Annotated in this window: 15 protein-coding genes; 5 read left to right on the top strand and 10 right to left on the bottom strand. The window is 69.0% G+C overall.

All coding sequences use genetic code 11. The features are described from left to right. The first annotated feature begins 83 nt into the window (after positions 1-83). From ectA to MUG78_RS12785, 5 genes are all read left to right on the top strand, one after another. On the top strand, positions 84-599 hold the full coding sequence (gene ectA, locus MUG78_RS12805) for a diaminobutyrate acetyltransferase (protein WP_246995349.1): 516 nt from the start codon (positions 84-86) through the stop codon (positions 597-599). A gap of 75 nt (positions 600-674) precedes the next feature. Next, on the top strand, positions 675-1,967 hold the full coding sequence (gene ectB / locus MUG78_RS12800; protein ID WP_246995347.1) for a diaminobutyrate--2-oxoglutarate transaminase: 1,293 nt from the start codon (positions 675-677) through the stop codon (positions 1,965-1,967). After that, the gene (locus tag MUG78_RS12795; protein WP_246995345.1) at positions 1,964-2,362 is read left to right on the top strand and encodes an ectoine synthase; all 399 of its coding nucleotides are present in this window, start codon (positions 1,964-1,966) and stop codon (positions 2,360-2,362) included. The genes ectB and MUG78_RS12795 overlap by 4 nt, the downstream gene beginning before the upstream one ends. Positions 2,363-2,396: 34 nt before the next feature. Beyond that, the gene (locus tag MUG78_RS12790; RefSeq protein ID WP_246995343.1) at positions 2,397-3,290 is read left to right on the top strand and encodes a Sir2 family NAD-dependent protein deacetylase; all 894 of its coding nucleotides are present in this window, start codon (positions 2,397-2,399) and stop codon (positions 3,288-3,290) included. A gap of 103 nt (positions 3,291-3,393) precedes the next feature. Further along, the gene (locus tag MUG78_RS12785) at positions 3,394-5,040 is read left to right on the top strand and encodes an HNH endonuclease signature motif containing protein (protein WP_246995341.1); all 1,647 of its coding nucleotides are present in this window, start codon (positions 3,394-3,396) and stop codon (positions 5,038-5,040) included. A gap of 15 nt (positions 5,041-5,055) precedes the next feature. Here MUG78_RS12785 and proB read toward each other — a convergent pair whose 3' ends face one another. The 10 genes from proB to MUG78_RS12735 form a co-directional block, all read right to left on the bottom strand. Further along, on the bottom strand, positions 5,056-6,171 hold the full coding sequence (gene proB, locus MUG78_RS12780) for a glutamate 5-kinase (protein WP_246995339.1): 1,116 nt from the start codon (positions 6,169-6,171) through the stop codon (positions 5,056-5,058). Next, on the bottom strand, positions 6,164-7,660 hold the full coding sequence (gene obgE, locus MUG78_RS12775; protein WP_246995337.1) for a GTPase ObgE: 1,497 nt from the start codon (positions 7,658-7,660) through the stop codon (positions 6,164-6,166). The genes proB and obgE overlap by 8 nt, the downstream gene beginning before the upstream one ends. A gap of 116 nt (positions 7,661-7,776) precedes the next feature. Beyond that, on the bottom strand, positions 7,777-8,040 hold the full coding sequence (rpmA, locus tag MUG78_RS12770) for a 50S ribosomal protein L27 (RefSeq protein WP_246995335.1): 264 nt from the start codon (positions 8,038-8,040) through the stop codon (positions 7,777-7,779). Positions 8,041-8,076: 36 nt separating this feature from the next. Further along, the gene (gene rplU, locus MUG78_RS12765; protein WP_246995333.1) at positions 8,077-8,388 is read right to left on the bottom strand and encodes a 50S ribosomal protein L21; all 312 of its coding nucleotides are present in this window, start codon (positions 8,386-8,388) and stop codon (positions 8,077-8,079) included. A 192-nt stretch (positions 8,389-8,580) separates the two neighbouring features. Further along, positions 8,581-11,685 carry an Rne/Rng family ribonuclease gene (locus MUG78_RS12760; RefSeq protein ID WP_246995331.1) on the bottom strand — a complete coding sequence of 1,035 codons (3,105 nt, stop codon included), beginning with the start codon at positions 11,683-11,685 and terminating at the stop codon, positions 8,581-8,583. Between the two features lie 404 nt (positions 11,686-12,089). Continuing rightward, positions 12,090-12,506 carry a nucleoside-diphosphate kinase gene (gene ndk / locus MUG78_RS12755; protein WP_246995329.1) on the bottom strand — a complete coding sequence of 139 codons (417 nt, stop codon included), beginning with the start codon at positions 12,504-12,506 and terminating at the stop codon, positions 12,090-12,092. A gap of 39 nt (positions 12,507-12,545) precedes the next feature. Next, complete coding sequence (locus tag MUG78_RS12750) at positions 12,546-13,019, bottom strand: hypothetical protein (protein WP_246995327.1); 474 nt, start codon at positions 13,017-13,019, stop codon at positions 12,546-12,548. A gap of 21 nt (positions 13,020-13,040) precedes the next feature. Beyond that, positions 13,041-13,436: a DUF4233 domain-containing protein gene (locus MUG78_RS12745; protein ID WP_246995324.1), complete on the bottom strand. Its 396-nt coding sequence runs from the start codon at positions 13,434-13,436 to the stop codon at positions 13,041-13,043. Then, a complete protein-coding gene (gene folC / locus MUG78_RS12740; RefSeq protein ID WP_246995322.1) occupies positions 13,433-14,836 on the bottom strand; it encodes a bifunctional tetrahydrofolate synthase/dihydrofolate synthase in 1,404 nt (467 codons plus the stop codon). Before folC ends, MUG78_RS12745 begins: the two co-directional genes overlap by 4 nt. Then, positions 14,833-17,487 carry a valine--tRNA ligase gene (locus tag MUG78_RS12735; protein WP_246995320.1) on the bottom strand — a complete coding sequence of 885 codons (2,655 nt, stop codon included), beginning with the start codon at positions 17,485-17,487 and terminating at the stop codon, positions 14,833-14,835. The genes folC and MUG78_RS12735 overlap by 4 nt, the downstream gene beginning before the upstream one ends. Between the last annotated feature and the right edge of the window lie 22 nt (positions 17,488-17,509).

Here is a 17,509-nt window from a genome sequence, read left to right as displayed (position 1 = left end):
GCAGTAACGAACCGGCCGATCTGTCACCCATTCCGGGGACACACCTGACATTGGTCCCGGTTCTCGTTAACGTCGGGAACGTCATGAATCCGGATATACCGAAATCAAGGCAGCACCGCGACTCCGAAGTGAAATTTCGGAAACCGGTGGTCGACGACGGAATCAGATTGTGGGAGATCGCTCGCGACACGCACGTGCTCGACGTGAATTCCAGCTACGCCTATGTGCTCTGGTGTCACGATTTCGCCGAGACGTCGATCGTGGCCGAATCCGCCGGAAATCCGGTGGGTTTCGTGACGGGCTATCGCCGACCTGATCAGCCGAACGTGCTGATGGTCTGGCAAGTGGCCGTCGATGCGGATCAACGCGGCGCAGGAATCGCCGCCCGCATGCTGACCGACCTGTTCACCCGCGCCCAGACGGCCGGGGTGACCTGCCTGCACACCACCATCAGTCCCGACAACGTCGGCTCGCAGCGACTCTTCGCCGCGGCCGCCGAGCAGCTCGGCCTCGACATCCGATCGGAGTCGTTGTTCGACGCCGACGTCTTTCCGGATGCCCACCAACCAGAGGATTTGTACATCCTGTCCCGAGGCTAGAAATCACCGGCCGGGGAATTCTACGGGCTCGCAGAGCTCATGCAGGACGACAACTCCATAAAGGGGAATAGAACGATGACAACACTCGAAACGCACGTGGACGACACCACTTTCAGTAAATACGAATCCGAAGTCCGCACCTACTGCCGGAACTGGCCGGCCCTGTTCGACACCGCCAGCGGATCGTGGATCACCGATGTCGACGGCAAGCAGTATCTCGACTTCTTCGCCGGCGCCGGTGCGCTCAATTACGGGCACAACGACCCGACGCTCAAGGACGCCCTGATCGACTACGTGGTGCGCGACGGCATCACGCACGGCCTGGACATGTCGACCCGCGCCAAGGGTGAGTTCCTGCAGACCTTCCAGGACCGGATCCTGGCGCCGCGCAAGCTGGACTACAAGGTGCAGTTCCCCGGTCCCACCGGCACCAACGCCGTCGAATCGGCGCTGAAGCTCGCCCGCAAGGTGACCGGTCGCGAGTCGATCATCAGCTTCACCAACGCCTTCCACGGCATGACGCTCGGCTCGCTGTCGGTCACCGGCAACGCGAACAAGCGCGCCGGCGCCGGCGTCCCGCTGGTGCACAGCACCCCGATGCCCTTCGACAACTACTTCGACGGCACCGTCGAGGACTTCGGCTGGTTCGAGCGCGTGCTCGACGACCAGGGCTCCGGCTTGAACCGTCCCGCCGCGGTGATCGTGGAGACCGTGCAGGGCGAGGGCGGCGTCAACGTGGCGCGCGCCGAGTGGCTGCGTGCGCTCGCCGAGCTCTGCTACGACCGCGAGATCCTGCTGATCGTCGACGACGTGCAGATGGGCTGCGGCCGCACCGGCGAGTTCTTCTCCTTCGAGTTCGCCGGCATCACCCCGGACATCGTCACGCTGTCGAAGTCGATCGGCGGCTACGGCCTCCCGCTGGCACTGACCCTGATGAAGCCGGAACTGGACGTGTGGTCGCCGGGCGAACACAACGGCACCTTCCGCGGCAACAACCCGGCGTTCGTCACCGCCACCGCCGCGCTCAACAAGTTCTGGGCCGACGACCTACTGACCCGCGACGTCGCTCGCAAGGGCGCGATCATCGCCGAGGCCTTCGACGAGATCTGCACGCGTCACCCGGGCATGTCCCACCGCGGCCGCGGCATGGTGGCCGGCCTGGTGTTCGAGGAGGCCTCCCTGGCCGCCGAGGCATGCGCGATCGCCTACGAATCGGGCCTGCTGGCCGAGACCTCCGGTCCCAACGACGAGGTGATCAAGCTGCTGCCGCCGCTGACCATCGACGAGGACGACCTGATCCACGGACTGTCAATCCTGCGCGAGGCCGTCGCCGTGGTGAACCCGGCGCCGAAGGCGGTGACCGCATGATCGTGCGCACCACCGAGGAGATCACCGGGACCGACCGGGACGTCGCAGCCGGGCACTGGCGCTCCAAGCGCATCGTGCTCGGCGGCGACCGAGTGGGTTTCTCGTTCCACGAGACCACGATCGAGCCCGGCTCGGTCAACGAGTTCCACTACGCCAACCACGTCGAGGCCGTCTGGCTGATCGAAGGCACCGGCACCCTGACCGACCGGGAGACCGGCGTCGACTACCCCCTGGCGCCGGGCACCATGTACCTGCTCGACGGCCACGAGCGGCACACGGTGACCGTGGACCAGGGCATCCCGATGCGGATGCTGTGCGTCTTCAACCCGCCGGTGGTCGGCACCGAGGTGCACGACGAGAACGGCGTGTATCCGCTGGTCAGCATGGACGCCTGACCCCTGTGCACCGGTCCTGTGCCACCATGGGAGCATGCGCTCCGTCGCGGCCTGGACCCCCGCCCCACCGACTGCGCCCGACCCCGATCCGGTCGGGCGCAGTCGCGAGCTGGCACAGTTGCTGGCCGGTCGGCGCACACTCGCGCTGACCGGAGCCGGCCTGTCCACCCCGTCGGGCATTCCCGACTACCGCAGCCCCGGGTCACCGGCCCGCACGCCGATGACCATCGACATGTTCCTGAGCTCGGCGGATTTCCAGCGTCACTACTGGGCGCGTAATCACCTGGGCTGGCGGCACATGGATGCCAGCGAGCCCAACGCCGCCCACCGTGCCCTCGCCGAATTGGAGGACGCGGGCCTGATCACCGGCGTCCTCACCCAGAACGTCGACATGCTCCACCTCAAGGCCGGCTCACGGCGCGTGCTCGACTTGCACGGTTCGTACGGCCGAGTGGTGTGCCTGCAGTGCGGGCACCGGATGTCGCGCCACCGGCTCGACGAGGCGCTCGAGGCGGCCAACCCGGGATTCCGTGAGCGCGTCGTCGGACGCGGCACCATCGAGGTGGCGCCCGACGCCGACGCCGTCCTCGACGACACCGCCGACTTCGTCACCGTGGGCTGCCCCGTCTGCGGCGGCACGCTGAAGCCGGACATCGTCTACTTCGGCGAGGTGGCGCCGAAAGACGTTGTGACGCAAGCCTTCTCGATGGTCGACGACGCCGATGCACTCCTGGTGGCAGGCAGTTCACTCACCGTGATGTCCGGGCTGCGCTTCGTTCGATACGCCGCCAAGCACGGCAAACCCGTCGTGATCGTCAATCGCGGCGGCACCCGCGGCGACGACCTCGCCACCCTCAAGATCGACCATCGCTGCGAAATCGTGCTCCCCGCAGCCACCGAACTGCTCCAGGAAAGTGTCGAAAATTAGTTCGATAAATCCCTTGCGCACACCGAGATGTGCGGTAAAGTGGACCACAGAGCCATCGAACAGATGAGCCGATGCGCGTGATCCGATACGGCAGGGGGTCGACATGGTTCACATCGATCGCAGCTCGCCGTGGAATCGCGTGGACCTCTCCCCCGCGGGGATGGTCCCACCGGAGCCCGACGACGATGAGCGCACGCAATGCCACGACTGGTTGCTGTTCGCCGCCAATGCGCATCGTGGCCAGTCCTATCTGTATTGGGCGCAACTGACCGCGATCGGTGAGTTCCTCGACATCGCGTTGGCCAAGCTCGACGATGCCGTGCGCGGCGGCGGCGAGCAGAAGGACCTGTTCGACCCCTACACCGTCGCGACCGCCGAAGTCGCCGTCCTGTTCGCCGTCCGCGACTCGGAGGCACGATCGCTGGTCGGTCGCGCCGTCACGATGTCCGAGCGTCTGCCGAAGACGGCGCAGCTACTTCGCGAGGGCATCGTCAGTCGGACGATGTTCGACACCGTCGTCGACCGGACCGACATCGTCGACGATCCCGCGTTGGTCGCCGCGGTCGATGCCGACCTCTGCCAAGCCATCGCCGGCGCCGGACACATCTCCGACGCCAGTGCCCGCAGGATCGCGGACCGGATCGTCACCCGGCACGACGGTGACGCCGTGCGGCGGCGCCGGGAGAAGGCACAGAAACGGAAGAATGTCACCGGCCGCGACTACCCGGACGGGCTGGGCGGCCTCCACGTGACCGCCGATGCGGAGGAGATCCAGCTCGCCCTGGCGGCCGTCAACGCCCTCGCCGAGGGTGTCTGCCCGCATGATCCGCGCACCGTGGGGCAGCGGCGCTCCGCCGCGGCGATCGCGCGCCTACGCGGCCTGGCGTTCCGCTGCGAGTGCCCGGACTCGTCGACCTGCGTGAGCACCTTGGGCGAGCAGGAGATCTCGGACCGGCAGGCGCGGATCGTCATCCACGCGGTCTGCCAGAAGTCCACGCTCGACGGCGCCGACGACGAGCCCGCCTACCTCGACGGCTACGGTCCCATCAGCGCCGATCACGCCCGCGATCTGGCCCGCCGCGACGACGCCACCGTGCGCGACCTGGATCTGGACGACCTGACCGAACAAGCTCCGGACCCGGACCGTCCTCGCCCCGCGCGGATCGTCCACACCAGCCAACCGGCCGACCCCTACCGGCCCACCGCCGCCCTGGACAATCTGGTGCGCGGCCTGTTCGCCACCTGCACCGTCCCCGGCTGCGAACGACCGGCCTGGAACTGCGAACTCGACCACATCGAAGAATTCGATCACGTCTGCCCGGCTTCCGGCGGGCCGACGTGTCTCTGCAATATCGGCCCCAAGTGCAAGACCCATCATCTGCTGAAGACTTTTCTGGGCGAACGTAATCCAGAAGAGGGATGGGTCGACGACCTGTGGGTGGCCGAGGACGGCACGGTGTGGACGTCCATGACTCTTCGGTGCGGGATCGGCGTGGACACCGCCGCACCCAACCAGTGGCTGGTGCCGCAACTGGCGGAACTGCGCTGCGATCACCTGGCCCAGGCTCCGCCCGAACCGGCCGATCCCGGCGACGCGTTCACTGCGCGGGCTCCGGCCGATGCGTGCACTTCCGGGGGCGGCCGTAGAGCCGCTACCGCGTACAAGCACGCCTGGCGCCGCGCCACCCGAGCTCGCCTCCGTAACGCACGCCGTCGTGCCTCCGAAGCCTGCGACGCACCACCGTTCTAGGTACGTACCGCCGTTCTAGGTGCGCACCAGCTGGTCGGCGTGGATCACCGGTCGGCTCAGGTCCGACGGGAGGTCGTCGGTGGACTTGCCGGCCATGGTCGCGATGTCGTCGGCGTCGAAGGACACCACACCGCGCGCACACACCGTCCCGTCCGGGCCGGCCAGTTCCACCACGTCGCCGCTGGAGAAGCCACCGCTCACGCCGGTCACCCCGGCGGCCAGGAGGGAACGACGTCGACCGACGACGGCCTCGACCGCTCCGGCGTCGATCGTCAAGCGGCCCAAGGCTTCTGCCGCGTGACGGACCCAGAATCGCCGGGCCGACAGTCGCTGCGGGCGGGCCGCGAAGACCGTGCCGACGGAGGCATCCGCCAGCGCATGATTCGCATCGGCCGCGGCGGCGAGCAGCACCGGGACACCGGAGTCGGCGGCCAGACGGGCGGCGGACAGTTTGGAGGCCATGCCGCCGGTCCCGAGGGCGCCGCCGCTGCCGGCGATCACCCCGTCCAGATCCTCCGGACCGGACACCTCGGCGATCAGCCGTGCGGGCTGCCCGTCCGGACCCGGCTTGCGCGGATCCCCGGTGTACAGCCCGTCGACGTCGGAGAGCAGCACGAGCGCGTCGGCGACCGTCAGGTGCGCGACCAGCGCACCGAGGCGATCGTTGTCGCCGAAGCGCAGTTCGTTGGTGGCGACGGTGTCGTTCTCGTTGACCACGGCCACCGCGTGCAGGGCGCGCAGACGATCCAGGGTGCGCTGGGCGTTGGCGTGGTGCGCCCGGTTCGACACGTCGTCGGCTGTCAGCAGGACCTGCCCCACGGTGCGGTCGTAGCGGGCGAAGGACGCATCCCAGGCCTGCGCGAGCTTCAACTGGCCGACGCTGGCGGCGGCCTGCTTGGTGGCCAGATCGGTCGGCCGCTTCTTCAAACCCAGCGGCGCGATCCCGGCACCCACGGCGCCCGAGGAGACGACCACCACGTCACTGCCCGCGCGCATCCGCGCTTCCAGTGCGTCGACCAGCGAATCGAGACGGGCGTGGTCGATGCCGGTGTCCAGGTCGGTGATGGCCGACGAGCCGATCTTGACCACGATGGTGCGCGCCTGCGCGATGGCTGCGCGCACCTCACTCATCGAGGTCGTCGTCCTCGTCGGACCAGCCCAGGCTCTCGCCGTCGGCCTCGTCGGCGCGCTGGCGGCGCAGCTTGCGGGCGGCCTTGCGCTCGGCGGCGCCGATACGCTCGTTGCGCTCGAGGCGGATGTCGGTGCCGCGTCCGGTGAGCGGCACGTCGTCGGCCATCGGCACCGACGGCTCCCAGTCGAAGGTCACTCCGGCGATGGTCACCGCGGCGCCGGTCTTGGCACCGCGCTTGACCAGAGCATCTTCCACCCCGAGTCGGTTCAAACGGTCGGCCAGGTAGCCCACCGCCTCGTCGTTCTCGAACTGCGTCTGCCGGATCCAGCGCTCCGGGCGTTCGCCGCGGACGATGAAGCCGCCCGGGATCTCGGGATCGTCGACGATGGTGAACTCGGCACGGTCGACCGGCTTCGGACGGATCACGGCGCGCTTGGCGACCGGCTCGGCGTGGGCGCGTCGGTACTCGCGGACCATCGCGGCGAGCGCGTACTTCAGTTCGGACAGACCCTTCTGGGCCACCGCGGAGACGCGGAAGACCGGCCAGCCGCGCTCGGCGATGTCGGCTTCCACGAGGTCGGCGAGTTCGTCGGCCTCGGGGATGTCCACCTTGTTCAGCACCACGATGCGCGGACGGCTCGCGAGGTCGCCGAGCGAATGGTCCTCGGCGAGCACCGGCTGGTACGCGGCCAGTTCGGCTTCGAGGGCGTCGATGTCGGAGATCGGGTCGCGACCGGGTTCCAGGGTCGCGCAGTCGACGACGTGGGCCAGCACGGCGCAGCGCTCGAGGTGGCGCAGGAAGTCCAGGCCCAGCCCGCGGCCCTGCGAGGCGCCCGGGATCAGTCCGGGGACGTCGGCGACGGTGAAGGTGTCCTCCCCCGCCGTCACGACGCCGAGATTCGGCGCGAGCGTGGTGAACGGATAGTCGGCGATCTTCGGCTTGGCGGCCGAGAGGACCGACACCAACGACGACTTGCCCGCCGACGGGAAGCCGACGAGGCCGACGTCGGCCACCGACTTGAGTTCGAGGACCAGTTCGCGTTCTTCGCCGGGCTCGCCGAGCAGGGCGAAGCCGGGCGCCTTGCGGGCGCGGGACGCGAGTGCCGCGTTGCCCAGACCGCCGCGGCCGCCCTTGCCTGCGATGAATTCGGTGCCCTCCCCGACCAAGTCGGCCAGGATGTTGCCGTCGGTGTCCAGGACCACGGTGCCGTCGGGCACATGCAGCCGCAGGCCCTCGCCGTTGGCGCCGCTGCGATTGCCGCCCTCACCCGGGCGACCGTTGCCGGCGCGGGCGTGCGGGCGGAAGTGGAAGTCCAGCAGGGTGTGCACCTGCGGATCGACGACCAGCACGACGTCGCCGCCGCTGCCGCCGTTGCCGCCGTCGGGGCCACCGAGCGGCTTGAACTTCTCACGGTGCACCGAGGAACAACCGTGCCCGCCGTTGCCGGCCACCGCATCGATGGTCACCCGGTCGATGAACCTCGACATGACGCTGCCCTCCTGGACAAGAAAACTAGGTAAGAAATGCGACAGGGCGGGTCAGGGATCTTGAGTAGACCCTGCCCCGCCCTCTCGGCTTCGAGCTTATGCGTGACGTCGCAGAATCAGACCGCAGCCGGTTCCGGGACGATGTTCACGGTCTTGCGGCCGCGCTTGGAGCCGAACTCCACGGCGCCGGCAGCCAGAGCGAACAGCGTGTCGTCGCCACCGCGACCCACGTTGACGCCCGGGTGGAACTTGGTGCCGCGCTGGCGGACCAGGATCTCGCCCGCGCTGACCTGCTGGCCACCGAAGCGCTTCACGCCCAGTCGCTGGGCGTTGGAATCGCGACCGTTGCGCGTGCTGGACGCGCCCTTCTTACTTGCCATTGTTCAGACCTCCTAAAGATCTTCTACGACTGGGTGTCAGTTGATGCCGGTGACCTTGATGACCGTCAGCGGCTGACGGTGACCCTGGCGCTTGTGGTACCCGGTCTTGTTCTTGAACTTGTGGATCCGGATCTTCGGGCCCTTGACGTGCTCGACGACCTCGGCGGTAGCCGAGATCTTGGCCAGCGCGTCGGCGTCGGTGGTCATGTTCGCGCCGTCGACGACGAGCACCACCGGCAGGGTCACCGAGCCACCGGGCTCGACCTCGATCTTCTCGACCTTCACGATGTCGCCCTCGGCGACCTTGTACTGCTTACCGCCGGTCTTGACGATGGCGTAGGTTGCCATTCCCGCTGTCCTCTTAACTCGTCTATCGGGCCGGGGCGCAGGGTCTGCGTCCGGCGTTACCTCATTGTTCTTGCGCCTCCGGCTCCATCCGGAGATCCCCCGATCGCTGCGCGCACAAGCGCGCTCGCCGATCGGAGGCGACCTGCCAAGGTTACGGCAGGAAGCTCGAGCAGGTCAAACCCGCCACGCCGACTATTCCTGCGTCGACGCCCCCGCCGACCGTCGGCCACCGCGTCGACGCGGCCGGCGCGTGATCTCGACCACCGGTTCGGTGGTCGGCGCCGCCGCCCCGGTGGTGACCGGCGCTTCGGTGGTGATCACCACGGGCTCGGCCGGAGCGCTCGGCGCCACGGCACGACGGACCCGACGACGTCGAGTCACCACCGGACCCGCCGGCTCGGACGGTGCGTCCTCGACGACGGGCTCCGCGACGACAGCCGGTTCGACGACCTGCTGCGCGACGGGCGCGCTCTCGGCGCGCGTACTGTCGGTGCGCTGACGCTCGGGGCGCTTGCTCTCGGTCCGCTCGGCCTGTGCGGGCTTGTCGTCGACCTGCTGGTCAGCGACGGGCGTGTCCGCCACGACCGAGTTCTCGGCGGCGTCCGCGGCCTCGTCCTCGTCGTGATGGGCCATCGACTTGAACATCGGGTGCTCGGCGGCCGGCTTGTGCGGCGCCTTCGCCTCGGGCGCCTTGGCTTCCGACGCCCCGCCCTCGCCGGGAGTGTCCGGCTTGTCCGAGCGACGCTTGCTGCGCCGGGACCGCTTGCTGCCACCGGCGTCGCCGCGCGTGGAGTCGTCGCCCCCGGTCCGCACCTCCACCGGATTGGTATGCACGATCAGACCCCGCCCGTGGCACGTGGTGCAGGTGGTGGAGAAGGCTTCGAGCAGGCCGGTGCCCAGACGCTTACGCGTCATCTGCACCAGACCCAGCGACGTCACTTCGGACACCTGATGGCGGGTGCGGTCCCGGGCCAGCGCCTCGGTGAGACGACGCAGCACCAGGTCGCGGTTGGACTCGAGGACCATGTCGATGAAGTCGACGATGATCATGCCGCCGATGTCGCGCAGACGCATCTGGCGGACGATCTCCTCGGCCGCTTCCAAGTTGTTGCGGGTCACGGTCTCTTCGAGGTTGCCGCCGGCACCGGTGAACTTGCCGGTGTTGACGTCGACCACGGTCATGGCCTCGGTGTGCTCGATGATCAGCGTGCCGCCCGAGGGCAGCCAGACCTTGCGGTCGAGCGCCTTGGCCAGCTGCTCGTCGATCCGGTAGACGCCGAACGAGTCGGCCGCCGTCGGGGTGTCCTTGGTGAACTGCGAGACGCGCTCGGACAGATCCGGCGCGACTCGACCCACGTACCCGGAGACCTGATCCCACGCCCGGTCGCCTTCGACGACGAGCTTGGTGAAGTCCTCGTTGAACAGGTCGCGGACCACGCGGACCAGCAGGTCGGGCTCCTCGTACATCGCACGAGTGGTGCCCGAGGCCTTGGCCTGGTGTTCGGCGGCCGCCGCCTCGATGCCCTTCCACTGCTCTTCCAGGCGGGTGATGTCGGCGCCGAGCTCCTCGGCGCTGACGCCCTCGGAGGCGGTGCGGATGATCACGCCGGCCTCGTCGGGCACCAGCTTGGTCAGGATCGACTTGAGGCGCCTGCGCTCGGTGTCGGGGAGCTTGCGGCTGATGCCGGTCGACGTGCCGCCGGGCACGTACACCAGGTAGCGGCCGGCGAGCGAGATCTGCGTGGTCAGGCGCGCACCCTTGTGGCCCACCGGATCCTTGCTGACCTGCACCAGCACCGAGTCGCCGGGCTTGAGAGCCTGCTCGATCTTGCGGGCGCCGCCGTTGAGACCGGCCGCCTCCCAGTTGACCTCACCGGCGTACAGCACGCCGTTGCGGCCGCGCCCGATGTCGACGAAGGCCGCCTCCATGCCGGGCAGTACGTTCTGCACGCGGCCGAGGTAGATGTTGCCGACCATCGACTGCGAGGTCTCGGTGGTCACGAAGTGCTCCACCAGCACGCCGTCCTCGAGCACGGCGACCTGTGTGTAGTCCTTGGCGGGCAGGTGCGGATCGGCGGCGGCCGCGGCCGGATCCACCTTGCGCTCGCGGACCACCATCACGCGTTCGACGGATTCGCGGCGGGCCAGGAACTCCGACTCCGACAGGATCGGCGGACGACGACGACCGGCATCGCGGCCGTCCCGGCGGCGCTGACGCTTGGCTTCCAGGCGCGTGGAACCGGAGATGCCCTGCACCTCGTCGCGCTGGCGACGGGCACGCGGCTCGCGCTCGTGCACCACGGTGTTGGGCGGGTCGTCGGAGGCGGCCTCGTCCTCGCTGCCGCTGTCCGAGCCGCTGCGACGACGTCGGCGACGCCGACGACGCTTGCTGCTCGGGGTGGTGGAGTCGTCGCCGTCCTCGGACTCGTCGTCCTGAGTGGCGTCGTCGGTGGCGCTGTCGCCGTTCTCGTCGTCCTTCGTGTCCTCGGCGGACTCGTCGGCCGAGGATTCGCCGCTGCCGGTCTCCGCGGACTCGGTCTTCTCAGACTCGGTCTGCTCGGCCTCGGGCTGGTCGGCGGCGGCCGCGGCCGCGGCGGACTCCCCGGCGCCGGCGTCGGCCTTGTCGGCGGTCGCGTCGTCGTTGTCGTCCCCGTCGGTCTCGGCAGCGTCGCCGCGGCCACGACCGCGTCCACGACGTCCACGACGACGACGGCGGGCGCGCTGCGAACCGCTGGCCTCGCCCTCACCGTTCTCGCCGTTGTCGCTGTCGGACTCGGCGCTCTCGTCGGTCTGCGCTTCGTCGGTCTGCGCTTCGTCGGCGGCGGCTTCGGCGGGCTTGTCCTCGGACGCAGCCGTGTCGGCCTCGGGCGTTTCGGCCTTGGGCTCGGTGCTCTTGGCCTCGGTGCTCTTGGCCTCGGTGCTCTTGGCCTCGGTGCTCTGGGGCTCGGGGCTCTTGGGCTGGGTCGGCTCCACCGGCGCGGTGGGCGGCAGGAACAGCGGAGCGGTCTCGGCGACACCCGCAGCGGCCGTCGTCGGCTCCTCCACCACGATCGCGGAGAAGAGCGATTCGGTCACGGCGACGTCCGCCGCGGGGGCGGGAGCCTCCGGCGCCGATTCGTCGGCGACGGGCTGCTCGTCGGCAGCGGGTGCTTCTGGCGCCGCCAGTCGGTCGGCGACGGATTGGGCCTGCTCGCCGCTGATGGACGAGGAGGCTGAGCGTGCGGTCACGCCCAGTTCTTGCAGATGCGCGAGCACTTCCCGGCTGGTCACTTCCAGCATGCGGGCGAGTGCGTGCACGCGGAGTCGAGGGGGGAAAGCTTCCGCCGAGGTATCCGACGCGTTTGCGTCGGTCGACGACCGTTGTCAGTCACGTGGTCTCCTTGAGACCCCCGGGCGCGTCACCATCGAAAACGACGACGCGGCCACGCGAGGGCCTGCGATATGTGTGCGGCCGCGAGCGGCCGGGTGTTGTGTGGTCTTTGCGTCCAGGAAGACGCCTTGCTTGTCTCGACAACAGTCCACGTCGGCGGCCGGTTGACGGCCACTGCGCTTCGCTGTCGAGTCGGGGATGCCAAAGTGTGACAGGCCCGACCGGACAAGTATCCCACACGTTCACCCGAATTCCGCACCCGACGCGATATCGGCGCCCCGCGCCGCCGCGTCGTCGCAGAGGCTGGAAGGGAGGTTGATCAGGTGATCTGTCAGGAATTCAGGTGGGGAAACCAGAGTGCGATCTCGCGCGCGGCGGACTCCGGGGAATCCGAGCCGTGCACGATGTTGAACTGGGTCTCGAGACCGAAGTCGCCCCGGATGGTGCCCGGCGCGGCCTTCTCGACGGGATCGGTGCCGCCGGCCAGCTGACGGAACGCGGGGATGGCGCGCTCGCCCTCGGCCACGAGGGCCACGACCGGAGCGGAGGTGATGAACTCCAGCAGGTCGTTGAAGAAGGGACGCTCGGCGTGCTCGGCGTAGTGCTCGGAGGCCACCTCGGTGGTCACCTGGCGCAGTTCCAGCGCGGCGATGCGCAGGCCCTTGCGCTCGATACGGGCGATGACGTCGCCGATCAGGCCGCGTTCGACGCCGTCGGGCTTGATGAGGACGAGAGTCTGTTCAGTCACGAGGCACCAGTCTAATGCTCCGCTGCCCCGCCGTCGCGATCAGGAGGCGGGACAGTACTGCTTCTCCACCGACCAGATGCCGTAGTCGAACAGATTGCCGCTCCCGGCCTGCGGATCGATGATGATCTGCACGCATGCACCCGGGGTGCGGACGGCCGCATCCAGTTCGCGTTCGAACTGCGCGGCAAGGGCGTCGTTCGACGGCCGGAGGGCCGGCGGCACCGGCAGGGAGCGGACGACGTCGTCCGGATGACGGTCGGCCAGCCACAGCGTGGCGCTGCGCGTCGCCAGGTAGCCGAAGGCGCCGGTGGGCACCGGCATCGGCGCGGCGGGCTCCACGGTGTCGTCGGTGTCGGCGATCATCGGCGCGGTCGGTGCCACCGGGTCGGGGGCGGCCAGCGCCGGAGACGCCGCCAGACTGGTCGCCGCTGCCGCAGCCACCAGAACACCCGTGAACCAGCGTGCTACCGCCACGTTGCCACCCATCGCACTCACCCGACGCTCATTGATCATTGCCGCCGAGTGTAGTCGACGTCAGAGTCGTTGCTGACCGGGCAGCTTGCCGTGTTCGATGCGCTGCTGCACGTCGCGCTTGATGTAGACGATGTACGCCCACACGCAGCTGAAGACCACGCCGACCACGGCGATGGACCAGTGGAACAGTCCGCCGCAGATCACCAGCGCCTGCACGGCCAGATTCATCTGCAGCGCGTACGGCCGCCGCTGCATGCCGGAGAGCACCACCAGGATCAGGCACACGAAGCCCAGGTAGAGCCCGGAATTCCACGAGACGCCGCCGGCCAGGGTGCCCACCACCGGGAAGGTCAGGCCCACCACGATCGCCTCCAGGATCAGGACCGCGGCCATGATGCCGCGGAATCCCTTCCACGGATCGGTGACCGGATCGGAGAACTCGGGGGTGGTGCTCATGCGGGCTCCTTGCCGAACAGGGTGCGGCCGGCGCCGGCGGTCACCACCGATCCGGTGATCACCACGCCCGCGCCGGACAGATTCTCGTCTTCGCCTTCCTCGGCCAACCCGATGGCCGCGGCCACCGCGTCGGGCAGGAAGGGTTCGATCACCACGCGTTCCTCGCCGAAGATCTCCTCGGCGATCTCGGCGAGCCGATCGGTGTCGACCGCGCGCGGTGATCCGTTGTTGGTGATCACGACGGTGCCCAGGACCGGCTCGAGTTCACCGAGGAAGCCGCGGGCGTCCTTGTCGCCGAGCATGCTGATCACGCCGATCAGCCGCCGGAAGTCGAACTCCTCGGTCAGCGACCGCGCCAGGGCGGCGCCGCCGTGCGGGTTGTGCGCGGCGTCGACGAAGACGCTCGGCGCACTGCGGACCCGCTCCAGACGACCGGGGCTGCTCACCGCGGCGAAGCCGGCGCGCACGGTGTCGGCGTCGAGCTGCCGGTCCGCGCCCGCACCGAAGAAGGCTTCCACGGCAGCCAGCGCGAGGGCCGCGTTCTCGGCCTGGTGCGCCCCGTGCAGCGGCAGGAAGACGTCCTCGTAGACGCCGCCGAGCCCCTGGATGCGCAGCAGCTGGCCACCCACCGCGGTAGCGGCGTCGAGCACGGCGAACTCTGAATTCTGCCGCGCCACAATGGTTTCCGCGTCGACCGCGGCGCGCAGCAGCACCTCCATCGCCTCCGGCTGCTGCACGCCGATGATCGTCACCGGGTCGTCGGGCACCACCGCGTCGGGATCGCCGGACGAGATGATCCCGGCCTTCTCCCCCGCGATCGCGGTGAGGGTGTCGCCGAGGTAGTCGGCGTGGTCGAGGGCGATCGGAGTGAGGACCGAGACCTTGGCGTCGATCACGTTGGTCGCGTCCCAGCGTCCGCCCATGCCGGTCTCCACCACGGCCACTTCCACCGGCGCCTCGGCGAAGGCCGCGTAGGCCATCGCGGTGAGCACCTCGAACTTGCTCATCCGCGGGCCGCCGGTGGCGGTCGACGAGTCGTCGACCATGGTCAGGTACGGCTCGATGTCCCGATAGGTCTCCACGTAGGCGGCGGCGCTGATCGGCTCGCCGTCGATCGCGATGCGCTCGGTCACCGACTGCAGGTGCGGGCTGGTGACCCGACCGGTGCGACGACTGAAGGCGCGCAGCAGCGAGTCGATCATCCGGGTGACCGACGTCTTGCCGTTGGTGCCGGCGATGTGGATCGACGGGTAGGCGTGCTGCGGTTTGCCCAGCAGTTCCATGAGCGCCGTGATCCGCGCGAGCGACGGCTCAATCTTGGTCTCCGGCCAGCGGGTGTCGAGTTCGGCCTCGACCGCCGCCAGTTCGGCGAGCTCGGCTGCCTGATCGCCGGAGGTCACCGCGCCTCCAACTCCGCGAGCTTGGCGGTCAGTCGGGCCACCTCGGCCTCGGCGAGCTCCTTGCGCGCGGTGATCTTGGCGACCACGGCGTCGGGTGCCTTGGACAGGAACTGCTCGTTGCCGAGCTTGGCGGTGGTGCCGGCCAGTTCCTTCTCGGCCGCGGCCAGGTCCTTGGCGGCGCGCTTGCGTTCGGCGGCCACGTCGACCTGTCCGGAGGTGTCGATCGCCACGGTCGGCATCGAGTCCGACAGCCGCACCTCGACGGTGGCGGTGGCCGTGAAGTCGTCGTCGGCGGGCGTCAGCTTGGCGAGAGCGTTCAGGTAGGCCCGGGTGCCGTCGAGCTCGGTGGAGAGTCCGGTGACCTGTGCGGCCACGCGCTGACCCGGGTTGAGGCCCTGGTCGCTGCGGAACCGGCGGATCTCGGTGATCAGCTTCTGCAGGTCGTCGATCGCGGTGGCGGCGGCGTCGTCCCGCGGGGCACCGGACGGCTGCGGCCACGCGGCGACGACGACGGACTCCCCGCCGGTCAGCGCCTTCCACAGCACCTCGGTGACGAACGGCATCACCGGCGAGAGGGCGCGCAGCAGTGCGTCCAGGACGGTGCCGAGGACCACGGCTGTGGTGTCGGCGCCGGCCGGCCCGGACTGGATCTGCACCTTGGCCAACTCCAGGTACCAGTCGCAGACCTCGTCCCACGCGAAGTGGTACAGCGCCTCGCAGGCCTTGGAGAACTCGTAGGCGTCCAGGCCCTCGTCGACCTGAGCCAGCACCTCGTCGAGGCGGGTGAGGATCCAGCGGTCGGCCACGCTGAGGTCCTCGCGCGGCGGCAGGTCCCCGAGGCGCGCGCCGTTCATCATGGCGAACTTGGTGGCGTTGTACAGCTTGGTGGCGAAGTTGCGGGCGCTCTGCGCGTTGGACTCGCCCACCGAAATGTCGCTGCCCGGGTTGGCGCCGCGGGCCAGCGTGAAGCGCAGCGCGTCCGCGCCGAAGCGGTCCACCCAGTCGAGCGGGTCGATGCCGTTGCCCTTGGACTTGCTCATCTTGCTGCCGTGCTCGTCACGCACCAGGCCGTGCAGGAAGACGTTCTCGAACGGCACGGCGGCCGTGCGCCCGGCGAGACCGGCGTCGTCGAGCCCGCCCACGTAGGTGCCGAACATCATCATCCGGGCCACCCAGAAGAACAGGATGTCGTAGCCGGTGACCAGCACCGACGTGGGATAGAACTTGTCGAGTTCGTCGGTGCGCTCGGGCCAGCCCATGGTGGAGAACGGCCACAGGCCGGACGAGAACCAGGTGTCCAGGACGTCCGGGTCCTGCACCCAGCCCTCGGGTGCCTGCTCGTCGGGGCCGAAGCAGCCCACTTCACCGTCCGGGCCGTACCAGATCGGGATGCGATGGCCCCACCACAGCTGGCGCGAGATGGTCCAGTCATGCATGTTGTCGACCCAGTCGAACCAGCGCGGTTCCTGGCTCTTGGGGTGGATCACGGTCTCGCCGTTGCGGACCGCGTCCCCGGCGGCCTTGGCGAGCGCGTCGACCTTGACCCACCACTGCAGCGACAGGCGCGGCTCGATGCTCTCGCCGGAGCGCTCGGAATGTCCGACGCTGTGCAGGTACGGCCGTACCTCCTTGACGATGCGGCCCTGCTCGGCGAGCGCCTCGCGCACCTTGACCCGCGCCTCGAACCGGTCCATGCCGTCGAACTGCGTGCCGGTGTCGGCCAGGCGACCGGCCTTGTCCATGATGGTCGGCATCGGCAGCGAGTGCCGCAGGCCCATCTCGAAGTCGTTCGGGTCGTGCGCCGGCGTGATCTTCACGGCGCCGGAACCGAATTCGGGGTCGACGTAGTCGTCGGCGATCACCGGGATCAGGCGATCCAGGAACGGGTGCGGGAGTTCGGTGCCGACCAGGTGGCGGTAGCGCTCGTCGTCGGGGTGCACGGCGATCGCGGTGTCGCCGAGCATCGTCTCCATCCGGGTGGTGGCCACCACGATGTGCGGCTCGTCGTCGTTCATCGAGCCGTAGCGGAAGGAGACGAGTTCGCCTTCCACCTCCTCGAACTTCACCTCGATGTCGCTGATCGCGGTCTGCAGCACCGGCGACCAGTTGACCAGGCGCTCGGCGCGGTAGATCAGGCCGTCGTCGTACATCTTCTTGAAGATGATCTGCACCGCGCGCGAGAGGCCCTCGTCCATGGTGAACCGGTCGCGGCTCCAGTCGACGCCGTCGCCGATGCGACGCATCTGGCCGGCGATGGTGCCGCCGGACTGGGCCTTCCACTCCCAGACCTTCTCGATGAAGGCTTCCCGGCCGAGCTCTTCCCTACTGGTCCCGGCCTCGGCGAGCTGGCGCGCGACGATGTTCTGCGTCGCGATACCCGCGTGGTCCATGCCGGGCAGCCACAGCACCTCGAAGCCCTGCATGCGCTTGCGGCGCGTGAGGGTGTCCATCAGGGTGTGGTCCAGTGCGTGGCCCATGTGCAGCGAGCCGGTCACATTCGGCGGCGGCAGCACGATCGAATAGCCGGGCTTGTCGCTGGTCGGGTCGGCGGTGAAGTACCCGGCCGCTACCCAGCCGTCGTACAGCGATTCCTCGTGTTCAGCGGGATTCCAGGCAGCGGGAAGCGAGTTGCTCGCGTCAGGGGTGCTCACACCGCCATTCTAGGCAATGCCG

Origin of the sequence: Gordonia alkaliphila (assembly GCF_023017165.1) — a bacterium.
GTDB classification, from domain to species: Bacteria; Actinomycetota; Actinomycetes; order Mycobacteriales; family Mycobacteriaceae; genus Gordonia; species Gordonia alkaliphila.
The sequence above is the reverse complement of the archived record's forward strand: the minus strand, read 5'-3'. Positions and strand labels throughout refer to the sequence as shown.